We start from the raw sequence: 17,152 nt of genomic DNA, 5'->3' as shown, positions 1-17,152 counted from the left end.
GATGTTTGGCGCGCGTCCGTTTAAGATTCGTTTATTGACGAGGCATGGTTCTGCCGCGGCGGTACGGTCTCGCCAAGCTGGAACCGAATAGCGATTGGGCTGGGACAGGAACCATGAAAAGCAGACTCCATGACGAAGCGATGGCGCAGGTGTACGCCGGCGATCGGGATCTTGCGTTGGCGACGCTCAACGAGATTCTCGCGGATGGCAGCCAGGCCGAATTGTTGATCGTGCTGCGCCAGATGACCCAGGCGTTCGGCGGCATGCAGACCGTGGCGGAGCAGGCGCGGCTGAACCCGACCCAGCTCTACCGCACGCTGTCGCCCAAGGGCAATCCGTCGCTGGCCAGCCTGCTGGCGATTCTCAAGGCGATGGGCCTGCGGCTGGCCGTGATGCCGCTGGCCAATGCGGCCGCCCCGGTCCGGATGGGCTGAGGCCGCCGGGCGCGTTTATTGCGGCTCGATCTTCGCGTCGATCGCGCGCTGGGTCCAGATCTGGCGCTGCGACTGGGCAAAGGCCTGGTGTTCGGCCAGCGTGTTGGGCGCGACCTGCATGCCCAGCGTTTCGAACTTGGCGATGCTGTCGGGCTCGCTCAGGATGCGCGTGATCTCGCGGTTCAGGCGCTCGACCACGGGCGCCGGCGTGTCCTTGGGCGCGGCCACGCCCACCCACACCACCAGGTCGAAATTCCGGTAGCCCAGTTCGGCCAGCGTCGGCACGTCGGGGAAGTCCTTCGAGCGCGCCTGGCCGGTGAAGGCGATGCCCTTGAGCTTGCCGCTGTGCATGAACGACGTCACCACCGACAGGTCGGCGAACAGGTAGTCGACGTGGCCGCCCAGCAGGTCGGTGACGGCGGGCGGCTGGCTCTTGTAGGGCACGGCGTTGGCGGCGGCGCCGGCGACGCTGTTGAAGGTGGCCCCGGCGATCTGGCTGGTGGGCGAGCCGTAGGCGTAGTTGAGCGGCTTGGCGCGGGTGGCCTGCACCAGCTGCGACACCGAGCCGTAGGGCGAATCGGCGCGCACCACCAGCATCATCGGGATGGTGGCGATGCGGATGACGTGGATGAAATCGCCGGTGGGATCGTAGGGCAGCTTGCGGAACAGGGCTGGCGTGGCCGAGTGCGTCGAACTGCTGGTCAGGATCAGGGTGTAGCCGTCGGGCGCGGCGCGCGCGGCGGTGGACGAGCCGATGGTGCCGGACGCGCCGGGCTTGTTCTCGATCACGATCGGCACGCCCAGGCGCGGGCCGAGCTTTTCGGTCAGGATGCGGGCGCTGGTGTCGGTGGCGCTGCCGGGCGAGAACGGCACCACGATGGTGATGGGCTTGTCGGGGTAGGCGTCGTTGGCCTGCGCGGCGCCGGTGGCGGCGGCCAGGGCCAGGGCGCAGCTGGCGGCGAACTGGCGCGTGCGGCTGCGTTGCGGGGATCGGGTCATGAAAGTCTCCTGTGTTTTTCTGCGGCCGCGATGGCAGGTGGCGGCCGCGATTTCCGCCATCATGCGGCCGCGCGGCTTATCGCAACAAGGGACTAATTTTCATAGACCTATTCCGTATCCGGATAAGTCCCGCGCTGTGCGCCTCGGTCCGGCGCGGCCTCACTGGCCGGCGGCGACCTCGTCGTAGCGGGTGGGGTCTGGGGCGGCCTCGCGCGCGCGCAGTGTCTTTTCCAGGTCGGCCAGGAACGCGTCCGCCGCCCGCGACAGGCGCGCGTTGTGGCGCTGGATCAGCCACAGCGCGTGGCCGCGCTGGCCGGCGCCGCCGATGGGCGCGGTGACCAGACCCAACTGGCGCGCGAAGGCGCAGACGTAGCCGGGCACCACGGTGATGCCCAGGCCGGCGCGCACCAGATTCAGCACCGAGGTCAGCATGCCGGCCTCGATGCCGGACTGGAATTGCAGGTCGAGTTCGCCGCTGATGCGGTCCACCGCGCGGCGCACGCTGTAGACGTTGCGCAGCGTAATGTGTTCGTGGGCGGCCAGGTCGGCCCAGCGCACCGGCTTGCGGCGCGCCAGCGGATGGCCGGGCGCGAAGGCGGCATGCATGGTGTCGCGGTAGATGACGCGCGCGGCCAGTTCGTCGCCCTCGATGTCGGTGGAGACGATGCCGAAATCGGCGCGGCCGTGGCGCACGTGCTCGATGGTCTCGTCGGTGTTCAGTTCGAACAGGTCCAGCTTCACGCCCGGATGGCGCCGGTGGTAGCGCGCGATCACCCCGCCCAGCAGGCCGACCATCATCATCGGCGAGCAGGCCACGCCGACCACGCCGCGCTCCAGCGAGCGCAGGCCGGACATGCTGCGCTCGGCCGCGCGCACCGTGCCCAGGATCTCCTGGGCATAGGCATAGAAGTCGGCCGCGCCCTCGCACGGCGTGACGCTGCGGGTCGAGCGCTCGAACAAGGGCTGGCCGACCTCGGCTTCAAGTTCGGCGCACAGCTTGCTGACCGCCGATTGCGTGACGAAGGCGGCGCGGGCGGCGGCGGTGAAGCTGCGCAACTCGTAGAGCGCGCAGAACACGCGCAACTGCTTCAGGGTGATGTTCATGATCGGGACGGAAAGGGGGCGGGCGCCCCGGGGGCCGGCGCGCGCAAGCCCGCATCCGCCGCGTCCCGGGGAATCAATCCGGATCGAGCATATCGCGATCCGCGTCCTGGCGTGGCGCCAGGCGGCGGATCGACCCGGGCGTGCGCGAGAAGCGCACCGGGATCGCGGTGGCCGTGAGCGCGCCCTCGGTGGGATGCTCGACCCGCTGGAAAAAACCGGTGGCGGCCAGGTGCGGGTCGTCGAACAGCGCCTCGGGCGGGTTGACGCGCGAGTGCGGAATGTCGGCGTCCGCCAGCAGCGCCAGCCAGTCGTCGGTGCCGCGCAGCGCGACGATGGCCGCCAGGTCGGCGTACAGCGCGTCGAAGTGGCGGGCGCGGGTCCGGGCGCTGGCGTAGCGCGGGTCGGCGGCCAGGTCGGCGCGTTCGGCCAGGGTGAAGAAGCGCTGCCATTGCGCGTCGGTATACGGCAGCAGCGCCAGGAAGCCGTCGCGGGTGCGGTAGGGCCGGCGCTCGGGCGACAGCACGCGGCTGTAGCCCATGCCGCCGCGCGGCGGGTCGAAGGTGCGCCCGCCCAGGTGCTCGATCAGGGTGAAGGACACCAGCGTCTCGAACATCGGCACTTCGATCGCCTGGCCCTGGCCGGATTTCTCGCGCTCGTACAACGCCATCGGGATGGCATAGGCCAGCGTCAGCCCGGCCACCTTGTCGGCCATGATGGTGTTGATGTAGGCCGGCGCGCCGCTGTTGCGGCCCTGCAGGTCGGCCAGGCCGCTCATGGCCTGGATGATGTCGTCGAAGGCCGGCCGGGCGGCGTAGGGGCCGTCCTGGCCGAAGCCCACCGCCGAGCAATAGATCAGGCGCGGGTTGCGCGCGCGCAGGCTGGCGGCGTCCAGGCCGATCCGCGCCAGCGCGCGCGGCCGCACGTTGGAGATGAAGACGTCGGCGCCGTCGACCAGCCGCAGCAGCCGTTGCCGGTCGTCCGGGTCCTTGGCGTTCAGGGTGACGCTGCGCTTGTTGCGGTTCAGGTTCAGGTAGACCGCGCCCATGCCGGGCGAGGCGGCCGGCGCCGAGGCGCGGAACACGTCGCCCTCGGGCGCTTCGACCTTGATGATCTCGGCGCCCATGTCGCCCAGGATCTGGGTGGCGTAGGGGCCCATGCCGACCGAGGTCATGTCGACCACCCGCACGCCGGCCAGCGGGCCGCTGGCCGCCGCCGTCATTGCGCCTCCCGCGCGCGCTTGCGGGCCAGGAACGGCGCCATGTAGCGGCTCGGTTCGTCGGTGGTGAAGGCCGCGCCGAAGGCGTCGACGCTGCGGTCCAGGCCGGCCTCGACCGTGGACGTCTCCCAGTAGCGCAGCAGCGCTTTCTGCGAGCGCACCGCCAGCGGCCCGCTGTGGGCGATGGGCGCGACGGTGCGCTCGACCAGCGCGTCCAGCTCGCCGGCCTCGCACAGGAATTGCAGGAAGCCCCAGCGCAGCGCCTGCTCGGCATCGACCGTGGCGCCGGTCAGCAGCAGCCAGTGGGTGGCGCCCGGGCCGATCAGTGACGGCAGCAGCACGGCGTGGATCACCGATGGAATGCCGACCTGCACTTCGGGCATGCCGAAAACGCCGTCGCGCGAACCCAGGCGGATGTCGCAGGCCGCCGCCAGTTCCATGCCGGCGCCCAGGCAGAAGCCGGGCAGGCGGGCGATGGTCGGCACCGGCACCGCGCGCACCGCTTCGCACAGGTCGCGCAGGCGGGTGATGAAGGCGCGGCCGCCGTCCGGATCCAGCTCGGCCATTTCATAGATGTTGGCGCCGCCGACGAAGGCCTTGTCGCCGCTGCCGCGCAGCACCAGCGCGCGGGCGTCGGCCTGCGCGGCGATCCAGCGCAAGGCGGCGGTCAGGCCCAGCGTAACCGGCGAGGCCAGGATGTTCAGGCTCTTGGCGTCGTCGATCCGCAGCGTGTAGACGCCGCGCGCGTCGCGCTCGATGTGGCTGTGGGGAAAGGCGGGAATCGGGGCGCTCATGGGCTTGCTGTCTCCGTTGGAATCGTGGGCGATGCCGGTCATGCTAGGCCCGGTCGTTGATCACGACAAACAAGTAATTTTCATGGAATGAGTCCGGCCTGGAATAAATCGCCGCGAGCCGGGTTCGCGACGATGGCGGGGCGGGCGCGCTCGGAGTATCTTGCGCTCACCCGGGCGGCGAGCCTATTCCTGACGAGGGGCAACATGGGTGTTCTGGCAAGAATCACGATGATCGGCGGACTGGGACTCTTGACGGCGTGCGCCGCGCCCCCGCCCAAGCTGGCCGCCAACGAAAGCGTGCAGAAGGTGCCGGTGCGGGTGGCGCTGGAGAACGGCGGCACCGCCACGGGCGAAGTCGTGGTGACCGTCTTCACGCCGGCGGGCGAGGGCCGCCATCCGCTGATCGTGATCAACCATGGCCGGGCCGGCGACGCCGCCGGCCGCGCCAAGCTGGGACGGGCGCGCTACGCGGCGGCGTCCAGGTTCTTCACCGATGCCGGCTTCGTGGTCGCACTGCCGGTGCGCCTGGGCTATGGCGTCACCGGCGGGCCGGACCTGGAGAACAGCGGCCCCTGCGGCGAGCGCCGCTTCACCCCGATGTTCGACCGCGCCGCCAGCCAGATCGACCAGGTGCTGCGGGTCATGGCGCAGCGTCCGGACGTGGACCCGGCCAGGGTGGTGGTGCTGGGGCAGTCGGTGGGCGGCGGCTCGACCGTGGCGCTGGCGGCGCAGAACCCTCCGGGGGTGAAGACCGCCATCAACTTCGCCGGCGGCTCGGGCGGCGATCCGGTGCGCTCGCCCGGCAAGCCGTGCGGCCCCGAGCGCCTGCAGGCCACGTACGCGGGCTATGGCCAGGCCACGCGGCTGCCGATGTTGTGGATCTATACCGAGAACGACCTGTACTGGGGGCCGGACTGGCCCAGGCGCTGGGTCGAGGCCTACAACCAGGCCGGCGGCCACGCCACCTTCGTGCCCATGGGGCCCGACGGCGAGAACGGCCACAGCCTGTTCACCCACGCGCCGCGGAAGTGGCAGCCGGTGGTGGCCAAGTACCTGCGCGAGCAGGGCTTCGACATGCCGCAATAGGCGTGGCCCGGGCGGCCGGTGGCACCGCCGCCGATTGCGCGACCGGTCGCGCCACCCGCCGCGTCAGCGGTCCGGGACCGTGGTTAGCAGCGGCGAGTCGAACATCGCGGCCGGGGAGATGATGGGTTCCTCCCACGGGATGTCCTTGCCATAGCGCGCCTGCATCGTGGCGCGCACGGTGGGCGAGCTCAGGTCGAACTGCTTCAGGGGTTGCAGCGCGCCGATCTGCAGGCCCAGCGTGCGCTGGTAGATCTTCCAGACCAGCTCGGAGCAATAGATCCGGTCGTCCGACCAGCCGAAGGCCGCATCGTACGGCTTGCCCAGATAGCGCGCGCCGGTGCTGGCCAACTGTTCGCGCGTCTCGGGCGTCAGCCGCGACGCGTCGCGCAGGCGCTTGACGACGTATTTTCCGTTTTCGCCCTGCGCCGCCCATTGGGCCAGCGGCGTGTAGCTGACCGTGGCGGCGGCTTCGAGCACATAGGGCGCGCCCTGGCGCATCACGATCATGCCCATGTGGCTGTAGGGCGAATGGGTGGCCTGCTGGATCGCCTGGCTTTGGGCGGAGCGGGATTGCTGGAAGATCAGGTCGCCGGTGCGCACGTCGGGCGCGGCCAGCGCGGCCAGCGGGGCCAGGCACAGTGCCGCGGCCACGACGGCGCTGGCCCGCGGGCCGGCCGCGGGGCGGCGAGCGCCGCGCCGGGCGTTTTCTGGATGGGGAGCGCGGATTGCGCGGAGCATTGTCGTAGGGTCCATTGCGTCGATTCCTGGCACAGACGCAACAGTAGCATCCGCGCCGGCCCGGCGTGTCAGGCGATGCCGCCGTTGGCGCGCAGCACCTGGCCGTTGATCCAGCCGCCGTCGGCCCCGGCCAGGAATGACACGATGCCGGCGATGTCCTCCGGTTCGCCCAGGCGTTCCAGCGGCGGCATCTTGGCGTAGTGCTCGATCAGCTCGGGGCTCTTGCCCTGCTTGAACAGGTCGGTGGCGACCGGGCCCGGCGCCACGGCGTTGACCGTGATGCGGCGGCCGCGCAGTTCCTTGGCGAACACGCGGGTAAAGCCTTCCACCGCCGCCTTGCTGGCGATGTAGAGGCCGTAGGTGGGCAGGTTCAGCGCCAGCGTGGTGCTGGAGACGTTGACGATGCTGCCGCCATCGGCCAGCCGCGTGCCGGCCTCGCGCAGGGTGTTGAAGGTGCCGCGGGTGTTGATGTCGAAGGTCTGGTCGTAGACCTCGTCGGTGGCTTCGGCCAGCGCCTGCAGCTTCAGCACGCCGGCGCTGTTGACCAGCACGTCGATGCGTCCCAGGCCGGCCTCGACCTGGTCGAACATGGCGCGCACCTCGGCGGCTTTGGACACGTCGGCCCGCACCGCCAGCGCCCGGCCGCCCGCGGCGCGGATCTCGCCGGCCAGGGCGTCGGCTTCGGCCGCGCTGGCGGCGTAGTTGATGGCGACGGCGAAACCGTCGGCGGCCAGGCGGCGCGCGATCGCGGCGCCGATGCCGCGCGAAGCGCCGGTGACCAGAGCGACGCGTTGGGAAAGCTGCGAATTCATGGAGACTCCTGGAGGAATGTAAGACGGCTCATGTGGGTGAGGCGAATCATGGACTATTCCAAGGAAAAGATAATTACCCGTGTTTTGCTAACATAATTTCATTGGCATTAATAATAGGGCGAACGCATGGATCGCTTCCAGGAAATGCAGGTATTCGTCCGCATCGCCGAACGGCGCAGTTTCTCCAAGGCGTCGGAAGACCTGCGGATTCCCCGCGCGACCGTCACCAACCTGGTCAAGCGCATGGAAAAACGCCTGGGGGCGCGGCTGCTGGAACGCACCACGCGCCAGGTGCGGCTGACCCATGACGGCGAGGCCTATTACCGCCGCTGCGTGCGCCTGCTGGCCGACCTGGAGGAAGCGGATGGCGCCTTCCTGAACACCGCGCCCAAGGGCCTGCTGCGGGTCAACCTGCAAGGCACGCTGGCGCGGGTGTTCGTCATGCCGGCGTTGCCGGGCTTCCTGGAGCGCTATCCCGATCTGGTGCTGCACCTGGGCGAAGACGACCGGCTGGTGGACCTGGTGCGCGAGGGCGTGGACTGCGTGCTGCGCGCCGGCGCGCTGCAGGATTCATCGCTGGTGGGCCGCCAGATCGCGCTGATGCCGCAGGTCACCGTCGCCAGCCCGGTCTACCTGGCGCGATTCGGCGAGCCGGCCACGGTCGATGACCTGGAAGGGCACCGCGCGGTGGATTACGTGTCGTCCTCCACCGGCCGCAGCGTGCCGCTGGATTTCATGGTGGACGGGCGTAATGTGCTGGTCCGCCCGGGTTCGGTCGTCAGCGTCAATGGCGCCGAACTCTATGCCAGCGCGGCGCTGGCCGGCCTGGGGCTGATCCAGGTGCCGCGCTACCGGGTGGCCGACGACCTGGCCGCCGGGCGGCTCAAGGAGGTGCTGCCGGGGGCGCCGCCGGCGCCGATGCCGGTGTCGGTGCTGTACCCGCAGAACCGCCAGGTGTCGGCGCGGGTGCGGGTGTTCAGCCAGTGGCTGGCCGAAATCTTCGGCCAGGCCTTCGGGCCGGCCGCTCAGACGATGCCGGTCAGGTAGTACACGGCGATCACCAGGAACACCGACAGCGTCGAGATCAGCGTGATGGCGAAGATGTCGCCGTAGGACTGGCGATGGGTCAGGCCGGTGACGGCCAGCAGCGTGATGACGGCGCCGTTGTGCGGCAGCGTGTCCATGCCGCCAGAGGCCATGGCGGCGATGCGGTGCAGCACTTCCATGGGAATGCCGGCCGCCTGGGCGCTGTCGATGAAGGTCTGCGCCATGGCCGCCAGCGCGATGCTCATGCCGCCGGAGGCCGAGCCGGTGATGCCGGCCAGCGAGGTCACCGCCACCGCCTCGCCCACCAGCGGGTCCGGAATCGCCTTGAGCGCGCTGGCCACCATCAGGAAGCCGGGCAGGGCCGCGATCACGCCGCCGAAGCCGTATTCGGCGGCGGTGTTCATCGACGCCAGCAGCGCGCCCGAGACCGCGCTCTTGCTGCCTTCGGCGAAATGCGCCTTGATGTGCGAGAACGAGAACAGCAGGATGGTGGCGATGCCGGCGATCAGCGCGCCCATCACCGCCCACAGCGCCACCTGGTCATGCGCGTTGACCGGCAGGGGTTGCGGCAGGCCGGGTAGCTCGACCTGCGAGCCGGCCGGGTACCAGCCGGGAATCCAGCGCGTCAGCAGGTAGTTGGCCACGCCCACCACCACCAGCGGCAGCAGCGCGACCAGCGGGTGATGCTCGCGTCCGCCGGCCGGCGTGTCCGGCTCGTTGCGCAGCTCGGTGCCGTAGCCTTCGCCCGCCAGCGCGGCGCGCTTGCGGCGCCATTCCAGGTAGGCCACCCCGACGGTCAGCGTGAAGGCCGCGCCGATCAGCCCCAGCCAGGGCGCGGCCCAGGTGGTGGTCTCGAAGAAGGTGGTGGGGATGATGTTCTGGATCTGCGGCGTGCCCGGCAGCGCCGTCATGGTGAAGGTGAACGCGCCCAGCGCGATCGCGCCCGGCATCAGCCGCTTGGGAATGCCGCCCTGGCGGAACATCTCGGCCGCGAACGGGTAGACCGCGAACACCACCACGAACAGCGACACGCCGCCGTAGGTCAGCACCGCGCACACCAGCACGATGGCGATGATGGCGCGCTCGGCGCCGATCAGCCGCAGCACCGCCTGCACGATGGCGCGCGAGAAACCCGACAGCTCGATCAGCTTGCCGAACACCGCGCCCAGCAGGAACACCGGGAAATAGAGCTTGGCGAAACCCGCCATGCGCTCCATGAAGATGCCCGAGAACACCGGCGCCAGCGCCGACGGGTCGGTCAGCAGCACCGCGCCCATGGCCGCGATGGGCGCGCACAGGATGACGCTGTAGCCTCGATACGCCGCCAGCATCAGGAATGCCAGCGCCGCCACCACGATAATCAATCCGGTCATTCATTACTCCAGGAATGAAGGGTTAAGGGGTGTGGGGCTACACCTTAACCGATCACTCCCGGCGGCCGTTTGACAGGGCGGAGCGCCGGCCCGTTGTCGGACCGGACCCCATGCGCGCGTCAGTACGTGGCGCGCAGCGTCAGCATCACGTTGCGCGGTTCGCCGTAGATGCCGTAGAAGTTGGACGGCACGCGGGCGTAGTAGTGGCGGTCGAATACGTTGTTCAGCGTCAGCGAGGCGTCCAGGTTGCGGTTCACCTTGTAGCCGATCTGCGCGTCGACCACCGCGTAGCCGCCTTGCCAGGAGACGTTGTTGCGGCTGGTGCGGCTCTGCGTGCGCACGCCGCCGCCGACGCGCCAGCCCGGCAGCACGTCGGGCGTGAAACGATAGGTGGTCCAGACCTTGAACAGGTGCTTGGGCGTTTCCGGGTTGACGATCTGGCCTTCCTGCGTCGGGTCGGACAGGTAGCGGGTCTGCAGGTAGGTGTAGCCGGCGTACAGGTCCCAGTTGGGCAGCAGGCGGCCGCTGACCTCGGCCTCGACGCCCTGGCTCTGGGCCTCGCCCTGCGCCAGGTAGCGGCCCGGATTGGCGTCGTCGGCCACCGCGCGGTCCTTGTCGCGGATGCGGAACAGCGCCAGCGAGGCGTTGGCCGCGCCGTCCAGGAACTGGCCCTTCAGGCCGATCTCGTACTGCTTGCCGGTGCGCGGCTTGAGCGGCTTGCCGTCGGCCGTCATCTGCCAGGCCTCCGAAAAGGCGTAGATGTCCGAATAGCTGGCGTAGGCCGACAGCCACGAATTCAACTGCGCCACCGCGCCGTAGTAGGGCACGAACTTGCGCACCTCGGGATCGCGCTGCGTGTCGCCGGCCACCGGCAGGATGGCCTGGGTGGCGTTGCGGTACCAGCTCTGGCGTCCGCCCACGATCAGCGTCAGCGGGTCGGCCACGTTGAAGCTCAACTGGCCGTAGACGCCCATCTGGCTGGACTTGGAGTTATCGCCCGAGGTGTAGGGCAGGTCCGGGTTGGGCACGTCGATGTCATGGATCGACACGTTGCCGAGGCTCATGCCGCCAGAGCGGCTGTCCTGGCGCCGTTCGGCGTAGTTGGCGCCGATCATGGCCTGGTGGGTGCGGCCCAGCAGGCTGAAGGGGCCCGAGGCATGGGTGTCGAAGCCGATCCAGCGGATCTGGTCCTTCTGCGTCTGCAGGCGGTAGCCGGCGCGATCGTTGGCGGGATTGACCGGGCCGTTGACGTAGCCGTAGCGGCTGTCCATGTCGGTCGAGCGGTAGTTCATCGACACCTGGCCGGTCCAGCCATTGGCGAAGCGGTGGCTCAGCTCCGAATAGATTTCCGACAGGGTGGTGTCGCCGCGCGACCAGTCGGTGCCGTAGAAGCCCTTGCGCGGCGAGTCGATGATGTGGCCGTTCGAGTAGATCGACAGGCCGTAGTCGAACGGCGCCTCGCGCTGGCGCTGGTAGGCCGCCGACAGCGTCAGGGTGGTGTTGGCGGTCAGATCGAATTCGAGCGAGCCGTAGGCCAGGCCCTGGCGGTTGTGGGCCTTGTCGAAGAAGAAGTCGCGGTCCTGCGCGGCGAAGCCGGCGCGGGCGCGCACCCGGCCGTCGGCCGTGATGGGGCCGGTCGCGTCCAGCTCGGTGCGGTAGTTGTTCCACGAGCCGGCCATTACCGCGCCGGTCAGGCTGAAGGTGTCCAGCGGCCGCTTGCGCACCAGGTTGACGGTGCCGGCCGGGCTGCCGAAGCCCTGCAGCAGGCCGGCCGGGCCGCGCAGCACCTCGACGCGGTCGTACAGCGCCAGGTCGAACTGGGGCAGGTATTGCAGCGCGCCGTTGGCGGGCACGCCGTCGAACTGCACGTCGGTCTCGTAGCCGCGCGCGGTGAAGTAGGCGGTGCCGTCGCCATAGGTCATGGCGCTGACGCCGGTGGTTTCGCGCAGCGCGTCCTCCACCGTGACCATGTTCTGGTCGTCCATGCGCTGGCGCGTCACCACCGACACCGAGTTGGGGATGTCGCGCACGTTGGCGCCGGTCTTGCCGACGGTGACGGTATTGGCGGTGTAGGACTGGGAACCCTCTGTCTGGCCGGGATCCGAGAGTTTCTCGGCCGCGCCGGTGACCCGCACGGGGCTCAGTTGCGGGACATCGTCGGCGGCGCGGCCCAGGACGGGCAGGCCGGCCTGGGCCAGCAGGGCGGCGGCGAGGGTCAGGCGGAAGGCGGGAAGGCGGCGTGGGACAAATGCGACAGGGGGAAGTGCGGCGGGCGTCATTTTCTTTTGAAAACAATGGGAATCATTTGCATTAATGATAAAAAGCAAGTTCCCTGTTTGCTGGACAGAAAATGTCGAAAAACGGACATAACTGGCTGGATTGCGGTTCTTTCAACCCTTACTATCGAAATCCCGCCAATGCGTGAGTTTCCCGTCGAGGCGCCGCCGGTGGTGGCGCGCTCGTTCCACTACGAAGATGGCCAGCGGCAAGAGCCGCATTCGCACGAGCGCATCCAGCTGATGTATTCGCCCACCGGCATCATGCGCGTCATGACCGAGGACGGCGCCTGGCTGCTGGCGCCGATGCGCGCGCTGTGGATTCCGCCCGGCGTGGCCCACGAGGTGCGCATGGTCGGCCAGGTGACGATGCGCTCGGCCTTCATCGCGCCGGACGCCGCGCCCTGGCTGTGGAAAGATACCTGCGCGCTGGACGTGGCGCCGCTGATGCGCGAACTGATCCTGGCGCTGAACCAGCCGGCGGCGCGCCACGGGCCGGTGCAGCGCCTGAGCGCCGAGCTGCTGCTGAACCTGCTGGCCGGCACCGAGCGGCAGCATCGCCAGTTGCCGTTGCCGTTCGACCGGCGCCTGCGCAAGGTCTGCGCCGCCGTGCTGCAGGCGCCCGGCAACGACGACACGCTGGAGCAGTGGGGCGAACGGATGGGCGCCAGCGCGCGCACGCTGGCGCGGCGCATGAAGGACGAGACCGGCATGAGCTTTCACAACTGGCGCCTGCAGGTGCGCATCGACGAAGGCATCTGCCGGCTGCTGCAGGGGCAGTCGGTGGTGAGCGTGGCGCGAGCCCTGGGGTATGCCAGCGCCAGCGCCTTCGTCTATATGTTCCGCAACGTCATGGGCGTGTCGCCGACCCGGTATCTGGAGCAGATCGCGGGCGGATGACGGGGAGAATGCCTGCGATGGCAGCGCGGCCGCGCTGCCCGCCCGGGCCCCGCGGCGCCTCAGGACCTTGCCGCGGATGAACCGCTATTCCTCCAGCAATGCCAGCGCCTGGCGGGCGATCTCCAGATCGATCGCCGCGTCATCGCCGTCGCCCATGAACCAGGCCGCCGACAGGCCGCACCAGGCCACCACCCATTGCAGCAGGCGGCGGCGGTCCAGCCCCGATTCCTCCAGCACGATGCCCAGTCGACGCTCGAAGCAGCCCGGCGCGATGGCCACCGGGGGCACAGGATCGGACAGGTCGGGGTTGCAGAAGATGTTGGCGTAATCGAAGGCGCGTTCGCCGTACAGGCGCTTCGGGTCGATCACCAGCCAGCCGCGTTCGCCGAAGTCCAGGACATTGTCGTGGTGCGCGTCCCCGTGCAGCACCACCGGGTCGCGCGGATCGTCGAGCAGGGCGCGGGCGTGGCGCGCGCTGTGCGCCAGGATGCCGCCGCGCGCCCGCGCCATCGGCCACAGTTCGACGAACCATTCTTCCAGCGGCCGCAGCGGCGGCAGCGGCTTGGCGCGCGGCGCGTGCAGTTCGCGCAATACCCCGCAGAGAATGCGGGTGGCCTCGTCGTCGCGGCCGCTGCGGGCGTAGCCGGCCAGCGAGCGCGTGCCGGTGGCGCGTTCCAGCAGGATGGCGTCGCCGTCGTGCGCCAGCACCCGGGCGGCGCCGTGGCCGTCCCACCAGGTCATCAGCACGCCGCCTTGCCGCTCGTCTTCCTCGACCGCGACCTTCAGCATGGCCGGCACACCGGCCTGGCGCACCGGCAGCAGCCGGGCGGCATGGGTGGTGATGGGGGCGCCGTCGGGCACGAGGTTCCAGCGGGACAGGTAGATGTCGAACATGGGCGCGGCGTGGGCAAGGGAGTGGCTACGGTATCAGAGAATGCCGGCGGCCGCCGCCAGCGCCGCCGCCTTGCGCGCGATGTCCGCCACGCCGAAACTGGTGGCCAGCGCCTGGCCGTCCAGTTCGGCCAGGGACACCCAGCGCGCATCCAGCGCATCGTCGCCGGCCACCGGCTCGCCCGCCTGCCAGCGGCACAGCACCGCGACCAGGATGTAGTGGCGGCGCAGGGCGCCATGGTCGTCGTGGTCGAACACGTCGACTGCGTCGAACACCCGCAGCGGTTGGGCGCGAACGCCGCATTCTTCGAACAGTTCGCGCGCGGTCGCCTCTTCGAGGCGCTCGCCGGCCTCGATCTTGCCGCCGGGAAAGGCCCAGCGGCCCTGGTCGGGCGGGTTGGCGCGGCGCACCAGCAGAATGTGGCCGTCGCGCACCACCGCGGCGATGGTGGCGGGAATGGGGCGGGCGGGCTGGGCGCTCATGGCAGCTCGGGCGAGAGGCCGTTGAGCATCATCGCCAATCCGTATTCGAAGGTCGCGTCCGGCCCTTGTTTGTCCAGCGCCTTCATGACGCGGGCCAAGGCGGGTGGTGGGGCGGGCGGCGCCGCGCGTTCGGGGGCGGCGGCCTCGGCCGCCTGCTGTTCCATCACCGAGCCGACCACGTAGTGGCTGATGGCCACCAGCGCGTTGGCCGCCCGCAGCGGCGTGAAGCCGGCGTCGCACAGCAGTTTGACCTGCGCCTGAACGCGATCGTACTGCGGCTCGGCCGGCCGGGTGCCGGCGTGGATGCGGGCGCCGTCGCGATAGGCCAGCAGGGCGCGGCGGAAGCTGCGCGCGTTGGCCAGCAGGAATTCCCGCCAGGGGCCGTCGGGCGGCGGCAGGGTATGGACGTGGTCGCGCATCATGGCGTTGGACAGCGCGTCCAGCAAGGCCTGCTTGCTCTTGAAATGCCAGTACAACGCCGGTTGCTGCACGCCCAGGCGTTCGGCCAGCCGGCGCGTGGTCAGGCCGTCCACGCCCACCTCGTTGAGCAGGTCGAGCGCGGCGGCGACGACGGCGTCGCGTTGCAATTTGGCCATAGGGGCTCCTTGTTCGTCTTGATAATTTATCACTGATCAATTTATGATGCGAAAACTTATCGATGATAAATTTTCGACTCGATGTCCGATCGCGCCATTGCCTTGCTGTTTTTCGTCGTCACCCTGGATGCCGCCGGCGCCGGGCTGATCATGCCGGTGTTGCCGGGCCTGCTCGATCAGTTGGGCGGCGCCGCCGCCACGCCGGGCCATTACGGTGTACTGCTGGCGCTGTACGCGCTGGCGCAGTGCCTGGCCGGGCCGATCCTGGGCGCGCTGTCGGATCGTTACGGCCGGCGGCCGGTGCTGCTCGCATCGCTGGCGGGCGCCGCCGTCGACTATCTGGTGATGGCGGCGGCGCCCGTGCTGTGGGTGCTGTATGTGGGCCGCATCGTGGCGGGCATTACGGGCGCGACCGGCGCGGTGGCCGGCGCATGCATCGCCGATGCCGCAAGCGCCGGGCAGCGCGCGCGGCGCTTCGGCCTGCTGTCGGCGTGTTTCGGCCTGGGCATGATCCTCGGGCCGGCGTTGGGCGGCCTGGCGGGCCTGGCCGGCGCCCGCATGCCGTTCGTGGCGGCGGCGCTGGCCAACGGCGTGGCCTTGCTGACGGCCATGGCCTGGCTGCCGGAGTCGCGCCGGGGCGCGCGGGCGCCATGGTCCTGGCGCGCGCTGGACCCGGTGCGCGGTCTGCGTCAGGCGCTCGGGGGCAGGAATCTGGCGGGCCTGTTGTGGGTGTTCCTGGTGATGCAGATGGCCGGGCAAGTGCCTGGCTCCCTGTGGGTGTTGTACGGGCAGGATCGCTTTCATTGGGACGCGGCGACGGTGGGCCTGTCGCTGGCCGGGTTCGGCGCCCTGCACGCCCTGGCGCAGGCGACGCTGCCGGGTCCGCTGAGCGCGCGGCTGGGCGAACGCGGGGCGCTGGCGGTGGGCATGGCGGCCGACGCGGCCGGCTATGTGCTGCTGGCGTTTGCGACGCAGGGCTGGATGGCGGCGCCCTTGCTGCTGCTGTTGGCCTCCGGCGGCGTGGGCGCGCCGGCATTGCAGGCGCTGCTGGCGGCGCGCGCCGGTCCGGGCAGCCAGGGGCAACTGCAAGGCGCCATGAACAGCCTGGCCAGTATCGCCGCCATTTCCGGCCCGCTGGTGTTCACCGCGCTGTACGCCGCCAGTGCCGGTGGCTGGACCGGCTGGCCCTGGGTGGCGGGCGCGGCGATTTACCTGCTGTGCGTGCCGGCGCTGGCGCGGCGTGGCGCGCCGTGACCGGGCGCCGCGGATATGTCGGCCCGCGCGCGGCCGCAGGGGCGACGGCCTGGCGCAAATCCTGGTAGTGGCGGCCGGGCCCTTGATGCACACTGTCAGCCGCGCCGCGACGAGCGCGTTGCATAACGACAGGGCCTGTACCCAGGCCCGCAGGGGAAGCCGCATGGACACGCCGGACCGGCAATTGCGCTATTTCGTGCGCATTGCCGAATTGAAATCGCTCTCGCGCGCCGCCGAGGACCTGGACCAGACCCAGTCCGGCCTGAGCCGGCAGTTGGCGGCGCTGGAGGCCCACGTGGGCAAGCCGCTGTTCGTGCGCACCGGCCGCGGGGTCGAGCTGACCGAGGCGGGCGCGCGCTTGCTGCAAGGCATCCAGCCCGCCTACCGCGCCATCGACCAGGCGCTGGAGGCGGTGCGCCAGCGCGAGGGCGTGACGCAGGGATCGGTGCGGCTGGCCACCGTTCACACGCTCAGCTACTACTTCATGGCCGACGTGGTGGCGCAGTTCGTCAGCAGCCGCGAGCACGTCAACCTGTCGGTCATGGGCCGCAGTTCGCCCGAGGTGGTGACGCTGGTGGAAAGCGGCAAGGCCGACATCGGCTTCGTCTACGATGCCGCCGTGGCGTCGGATGCGCTGGCCTCGACGCCGCTGTTCGACGACGACATGTGCCTGATCGTGCGCGACGGCGTCGCGGCCGAGGACGGCGTCGACCTGGGCGCGATGGCGCTGCGGCTGGTGGGCTTTCCCTCGCACTACGCGCTGCGCAAGATGATCCACAGCGCCGGGCTGCAGCCGGAGTTCGTGGCCGAGGCCGAGACCATCGACGCCATGCTCAAGCTGGTGTCCTCGGGGGTGGGCGCCTGTATCCTGCCCTCGCGCATCCCGCAAAAGCTGCTGACCGATTACGGACTGCGCCAGGTCGCCATTGGCAGCCCGGTGCTGCGTCGGCGCGTGGTGGCCATCACGCTGGCGCAACGCCAGCCGCTGCCGCTGGTGCGCGAGCTGCTGGACTGCGCCCGCCGCATCGCGCGGGGCTGAGTTCACGGGGCTGAACCCGCGGCCTCCTCGTTTACCCTTGGGCGGCGCGCTCGGCCCCGGGCGCGGCCGCGTCGAATAGCTGCTATGAGCCCGCCTGCATGGCTCGATGC

17 protein-coding genes are annotated in these 17,152 nt (G+C 70.0%); 6 read left to right on the top strand and 11 right to left on the bottom strand.

Annotated elements, in window-relative coordinates:
• Nucleotides 1–113 precede the first annotated feature (113 nt).
• On the top strand, nucleotides 114–434 hold the full coding sequence (locus tag AruCF_RS17115; protein WP_049074677.1) for a helix-turn-helix domain-containing transcriptional regulator: 321 nt from the start codon (nucleotides 114–116) through the stop codon (nucleotides 432–434).
• Between the two features lie 15 nt (nucleotides 435–449).
• Here the strand turns inward: AruCF_RS17115 and AruCF_RS17110 are convergent, their stop codons facing one another.
• The 4 genes from AruCF_RS17110 to AruCF_RS17095 form a co-directional block, all read right to left on the bottom strand.
• Complete coding sequence (locus tag AruCF_RS17110; RefSeq protein WP_049077932.1) at nucleotides 450–1,433, bottom strand: Bug family tripartite tricarboxylate transporter substrate binding protein; 984 nt, start codon at nucleotides 1,431–1,433, stop codon at nucleotides 450–452.
• 159 nt (nucleotides 1,434–1,592) lie between these two features.
• A complete protein-coding gene (locus AruCF_RS17105; protein WP_083036813.1) occupies nucleotides 1,593–2,537 on the bottom strand; it encodes a LysR family transcriptional regulator in 945 nt (314 codons plus the stop codon).
• Between the two features lie 73 nt (nucleotides 2,538–2,610).
• The gene (locus AruCF_RS17100; RefSeq protein ID WP_049074673.1) at nucleotides 2,611–3,756 is read right to left on the bottom strand and encodes a CaiB/BaiF CoA transferase family protein; all 1,146 of its coding nucleotides are present in this window, start codon (nucleotides 3,754–3,756) and stop codon (nucleotides 2,611–2,613) included.
• Nucleotides 3,753–4,547 (bottom strand): enoyl-CoA hydratase, encoded by a 795-nt coding sequence (locus AruCF_RS17095; RefSeq protein ID WP_049077931.1) that lies wholly within the window; start codon nucleotides 4,545–4,547, stop codon nucleotides 3,753–3,755. The genes AruCF_RS17100 and AruCF_RS17095 overlap by 4 nt, the downstream gene beginning before the upstream one ends.
• A gap of 204 nt (nucleotides 4,548–4,751) precedes the next feature.
• Here AruCF_RS17095 and AruCF_RS17090 point away from each other — a divergent pair, with 204 nt between their 5' ends.
• A complete protein-coding gene (locus AruCF_RS17090) occupies nucleotides 4,752–5,633 on the top strand; it encodes a dienelactone hydrolase family protein (RefSeq protein WP_158324579.1) in 882 nt (293 codons plus the stop codon).
• A gap of 63 nt (nucleotides 5,634–5,696) precedes the next feature.
• On the opposite strand, the gene AruCF_RS17085 is transcribed toward AruCF_RS17090, so the two are convergent.
• Together AruCF_RS17085 and AruCF_RS17080 are read right to left on the bottom strand one after the other, a co-directional pair.
• Nucleotides 5,697–6,284, bottom strand: a complete 588-nt coding sequence (locus AruCF_RS17085; protein WP_049077927.1) for a YiiX family permuted papain-like enzyme — start codon at nucleotides 6,282–6,284, stop codon at nucleotides 5,697–5,699.
• 155 nt (nucleotides 6,285–6,439) lie between these two features.
• Complete coding sequence (locus AruCF_RS17080) at nucleotides 6,440–7,183, bottom strand: SDR family oxidoreductase (protein WP_049074672.1); 744 nt, start codon at nucleotides 7,181–7,183, stop codon at nucleotides 6,440–6,442.
• A 126-nt stretch (nucleotides 7,184–7,309) separates the two neighbouring features.
• Between AruCF_RS17080 and AruCF_RS17075 the strand changes: the two genes are divergently transcribed.
• A complete protein-coding gene (locus AruCF_RS17075; protein ID WP_049074670.1) occupies nucleotides 7,310–8,230 on the top strand; it encodes a LysR family transcriptional regulator in 921 nt (306 codons plus the stop codon).
• Here the strand turns inward: AruCF_RS17075 and AruCF_RS17070 are convergent.
• On the bottom strand, nucleotides 8,209–9,603 hold the full coding sequence (locus tag AruCF_RS17070) for a GntP family permease (RefSeq protein ID WP_049074668.1): 1,395 nt from the start codon (nucleotides 9,601–9,603) through the stop codon (nucleotides 8,209–8,211). The two genes, AruCF_RS17075 and AruCF_RS17070, sit on opposite strands and share 22 nt — an antisense overlap.
• A gap of 119 nt (nucleotides 9,604–9,722) precedes the next feature.
• Nucleotides 9,723–11,882: a TonB-dependent siderophore receptor gene (locus AruCF_RS17065; protein WP_049074667.1), complete on the bottom strand. Its 2,160-nt coding sequence runs from the start codon at nucleotides 11,880–11,882 to the stop codon at nucleotides 9,723–9,725.
• 138 nt (nucleotides 11,883–12,020) lie between these two features.
• On the opposite strand from AruCF_RS17065, the gene AruCF_RS17060 reads away from it, so the two are divergent.
• Nucleotides 12,021–12,779, top strand: coding sequence for an AraC family transcriptional regulator (locus AruCF_RS17060; protein WP_049074666.1), 759 nt, complete (start codon nucleotides 12,021–12,023; stop codon nucleotides 12,777–12,779).
• An 84-nt stretch (nucleotides 12,780–12,863) separates the two neighbouring features.
• On the opposite strand, the gene AruCF_RS17055 is transcribed toward AruCF_RS17060, so the two are convergent.
• The 3 genes from AruCF_RS17055 to tetR are packed head-to-tail and all read right to left on the bottom strand — an operon-like array spanning nucleotide 12,864 to nucleotide 14,749.
• On the bottom strand, nucleotides 12,864–13,673 hold the full coding sequence (locus AruCF_RS17055; RefSeq protein ID WP_049074663.1) for an aminoglycoside phosphotransferase family protein: 810 nt from the start codon (nucleotides 13,671–13,673) through the stop codon (nucleotides 12,864–12,866).
• A gap of 33 nt (nucleotides 13,674–13,706) precedes the next feature.
• Nucleotides 13,707–14,153, bottom strand: a complete 447-nt coding sequence (locus AruCF_RS17050) for an NUDIX hydrolase (protein ID WP_049074661.1) — start codon at nucleotides 14,151–14,153, stop codon at nucleotides 13,707–13,709.
• On the bottom strand, nucleotides 14,150–14,749 hold the full coding sequence (tetR, locus tag AruCF_RS17045; RefSeq protein WP_049074658.1) for a tetracycline resistance transcriptional repressor TetR: 600 nt from the start codon (nucleotides 14,747–14,749) through the stop codon (nucleotides 14,150–14,152). The genes AruCF_RS17050 and tetR overlap by 4 nt, the downstream gene beginning before the upstream one ends.
• 81 nt (nucleotides 14,750–14,830) lie before the next feature.
• Between tetR and tet the strand changes: the two genes are divergently transcribed.
• Nucleotides 14,831–16,003 (top strand): Tet(A)/Tet(B)/Tet(C) family tetracycline efflux MFS transporter, encoded by a 1,173-nt coding sequence (gene tet, locus AruCF_RS17040; RefSeq protein WP_049074657.1) that lies wholly within the window; start codon nucleotides 14,831–14,833, stop codon nucleotides 16,001–16,003.
• Nucleotides 16,004–16,166: 163 nt separating this feature from the next.
• Entirely contained in the window at nucleotides 16,167–17,042 is an 876-nt protein-coding gene (locus tag AruCF_RS17035; RefSeq protein ID WP_049074654.1) for a LysR family transcriptional regulator, read from the top strand.
• Nucleotides 17,043–17,152: the final 110 nt, after the last annotated feature.

This window comes from Achromobacter ruhlandii (assembly GCF_002082135.1).
Classification (GTDB): domain Bacteria; phylum Pseudomonadota; class Gammaproteobacteria; order Burkholderiales; family Burkholderiaceae_B; genus Achromobacter; species Achromobacter ruhlandii.
The sequence above is the reverse complement of the archived record's forward strand: the minus strand, read 5'-3'. Positions and strand labels throughout refer to the sequence as shown.

Excerpts from the sequence above, each read along its gene's own strand:
- AruCF_RS17115 (WP_049074677.1), top strand. The coding sequence starts at position 114 with ATGAAAAGCAGACTCCATGACGAAGCGATGGCGCAGGTGTACGCCGGC.
- AruCF_RS17110 (WP_049077932.1), bottom strand. The coding sequence starts at position 1,433 with ATGACCCGATCCCCGCAACGCAGCCGCACGCGCCAGTTCGCCGCCAGC.
- AruCF_RS17105 (WP_083036813.1), bottom strand. The coding sequence starts at position 2,537 with ATGAACATCACCCTGAAGCAGTTGCGCGTGTTCTGCGCGCTCTACGAG.
- AruCF_RS17100 (WP_049074673.1), bottom strand. The coding sequence starts at position 3,756 with ATGACGGCGGCGGCCAGCGGCCCGCTGGCCGGCGTGCGGGTGGTCGAC.
- AruCF_RS17095 (WP_049077931.1), bottom strand. The coding sequence starts at position 4,547 with ATGAGCGCCCCGATTCCCGCCTTTCCCCACAGCCACATCGAGCGCGAC.
- AruCF_RS17090 (WP_158324579.1), top strand. The coding sequence starts at position 4,752 with ATGGGTGTTCTGGCAAGAATCACGATGATCGGCGGACTGGGACTCTTG.
- AruCF_RS17080 (WP_049074672.1), bottom strand. The coding sequence starts at position 7,183 with ATGAATTCGCAGCTTTCCCAACGCGTCGCTCTGGTCACCGGCGCTTCG.
- AruCF_RS17075 (WP_049074670.1), top strand. The coding sequence starts at position 7,310 with ATGGATCGCTTCCAGGAAATGCAGGTATTCGTCCGCATCGCCGAACGG.
- AruCF_RS17070 (WP_049074668.1), bottom strand. The coding sequence starts at position 9,603 with ATGACCGGATTGATTATCGTGGTGGCGGCGCTGGCATTCCTGATGCTG.
- AruCF_RS17065 (WP_049074667.1), bottom strand. The coding sequence starts at position 11,882 with ATGACGCCCGCCGCACTTCCCCCTGTCGCATTTGTCCCACGCCGCCTT.
- AruCF_RS17060 (WP_049074666.1), top strand. The coding sequence starts at position 12,021 with ATGCGTGAGTTTCCCGTCGAGGCGCCGCCGGTGGTGGCGCGCTCGTTC.
- AruCF_RS17055 (WP_049074663.1), bottom strand. The coding sequence starts at position 13,673 with ATGTTCGACATCTACCTGTCCCGCTGGAACCTCGTGCCCGACGGCGCC.
- AruCF_RS17050 (WP_049074661.1), bottom strand. The coding sequence starts at position 14,153 with ATGAGCGCCCAGCCCGCCCGCCCCATTCCCGCCACCATCGCCGCGGTG.
- tetR (WP_049074658.1), bottom strand. The coding sequence starts at position 14,749 with ATGGCCAAATTGCAACGCGACGCCGTCGTCGCCGCCGCGCTCGACCTG.
- tet (WP_049074657.1), top strand. The coding sequence starts at position 14,831 with ATGTCCGATCGCGCCATTGCCTTGCTGTTTTTCGTCGTCACCCTGGAT.
- AruCF_RS17035 (WP_049074654.1), top strand. The coding sequence starts at position 16,167 with ATGGACACGCCGGACCGGCAATTGCGCTATTTCGTGCGCATTGCCGAA.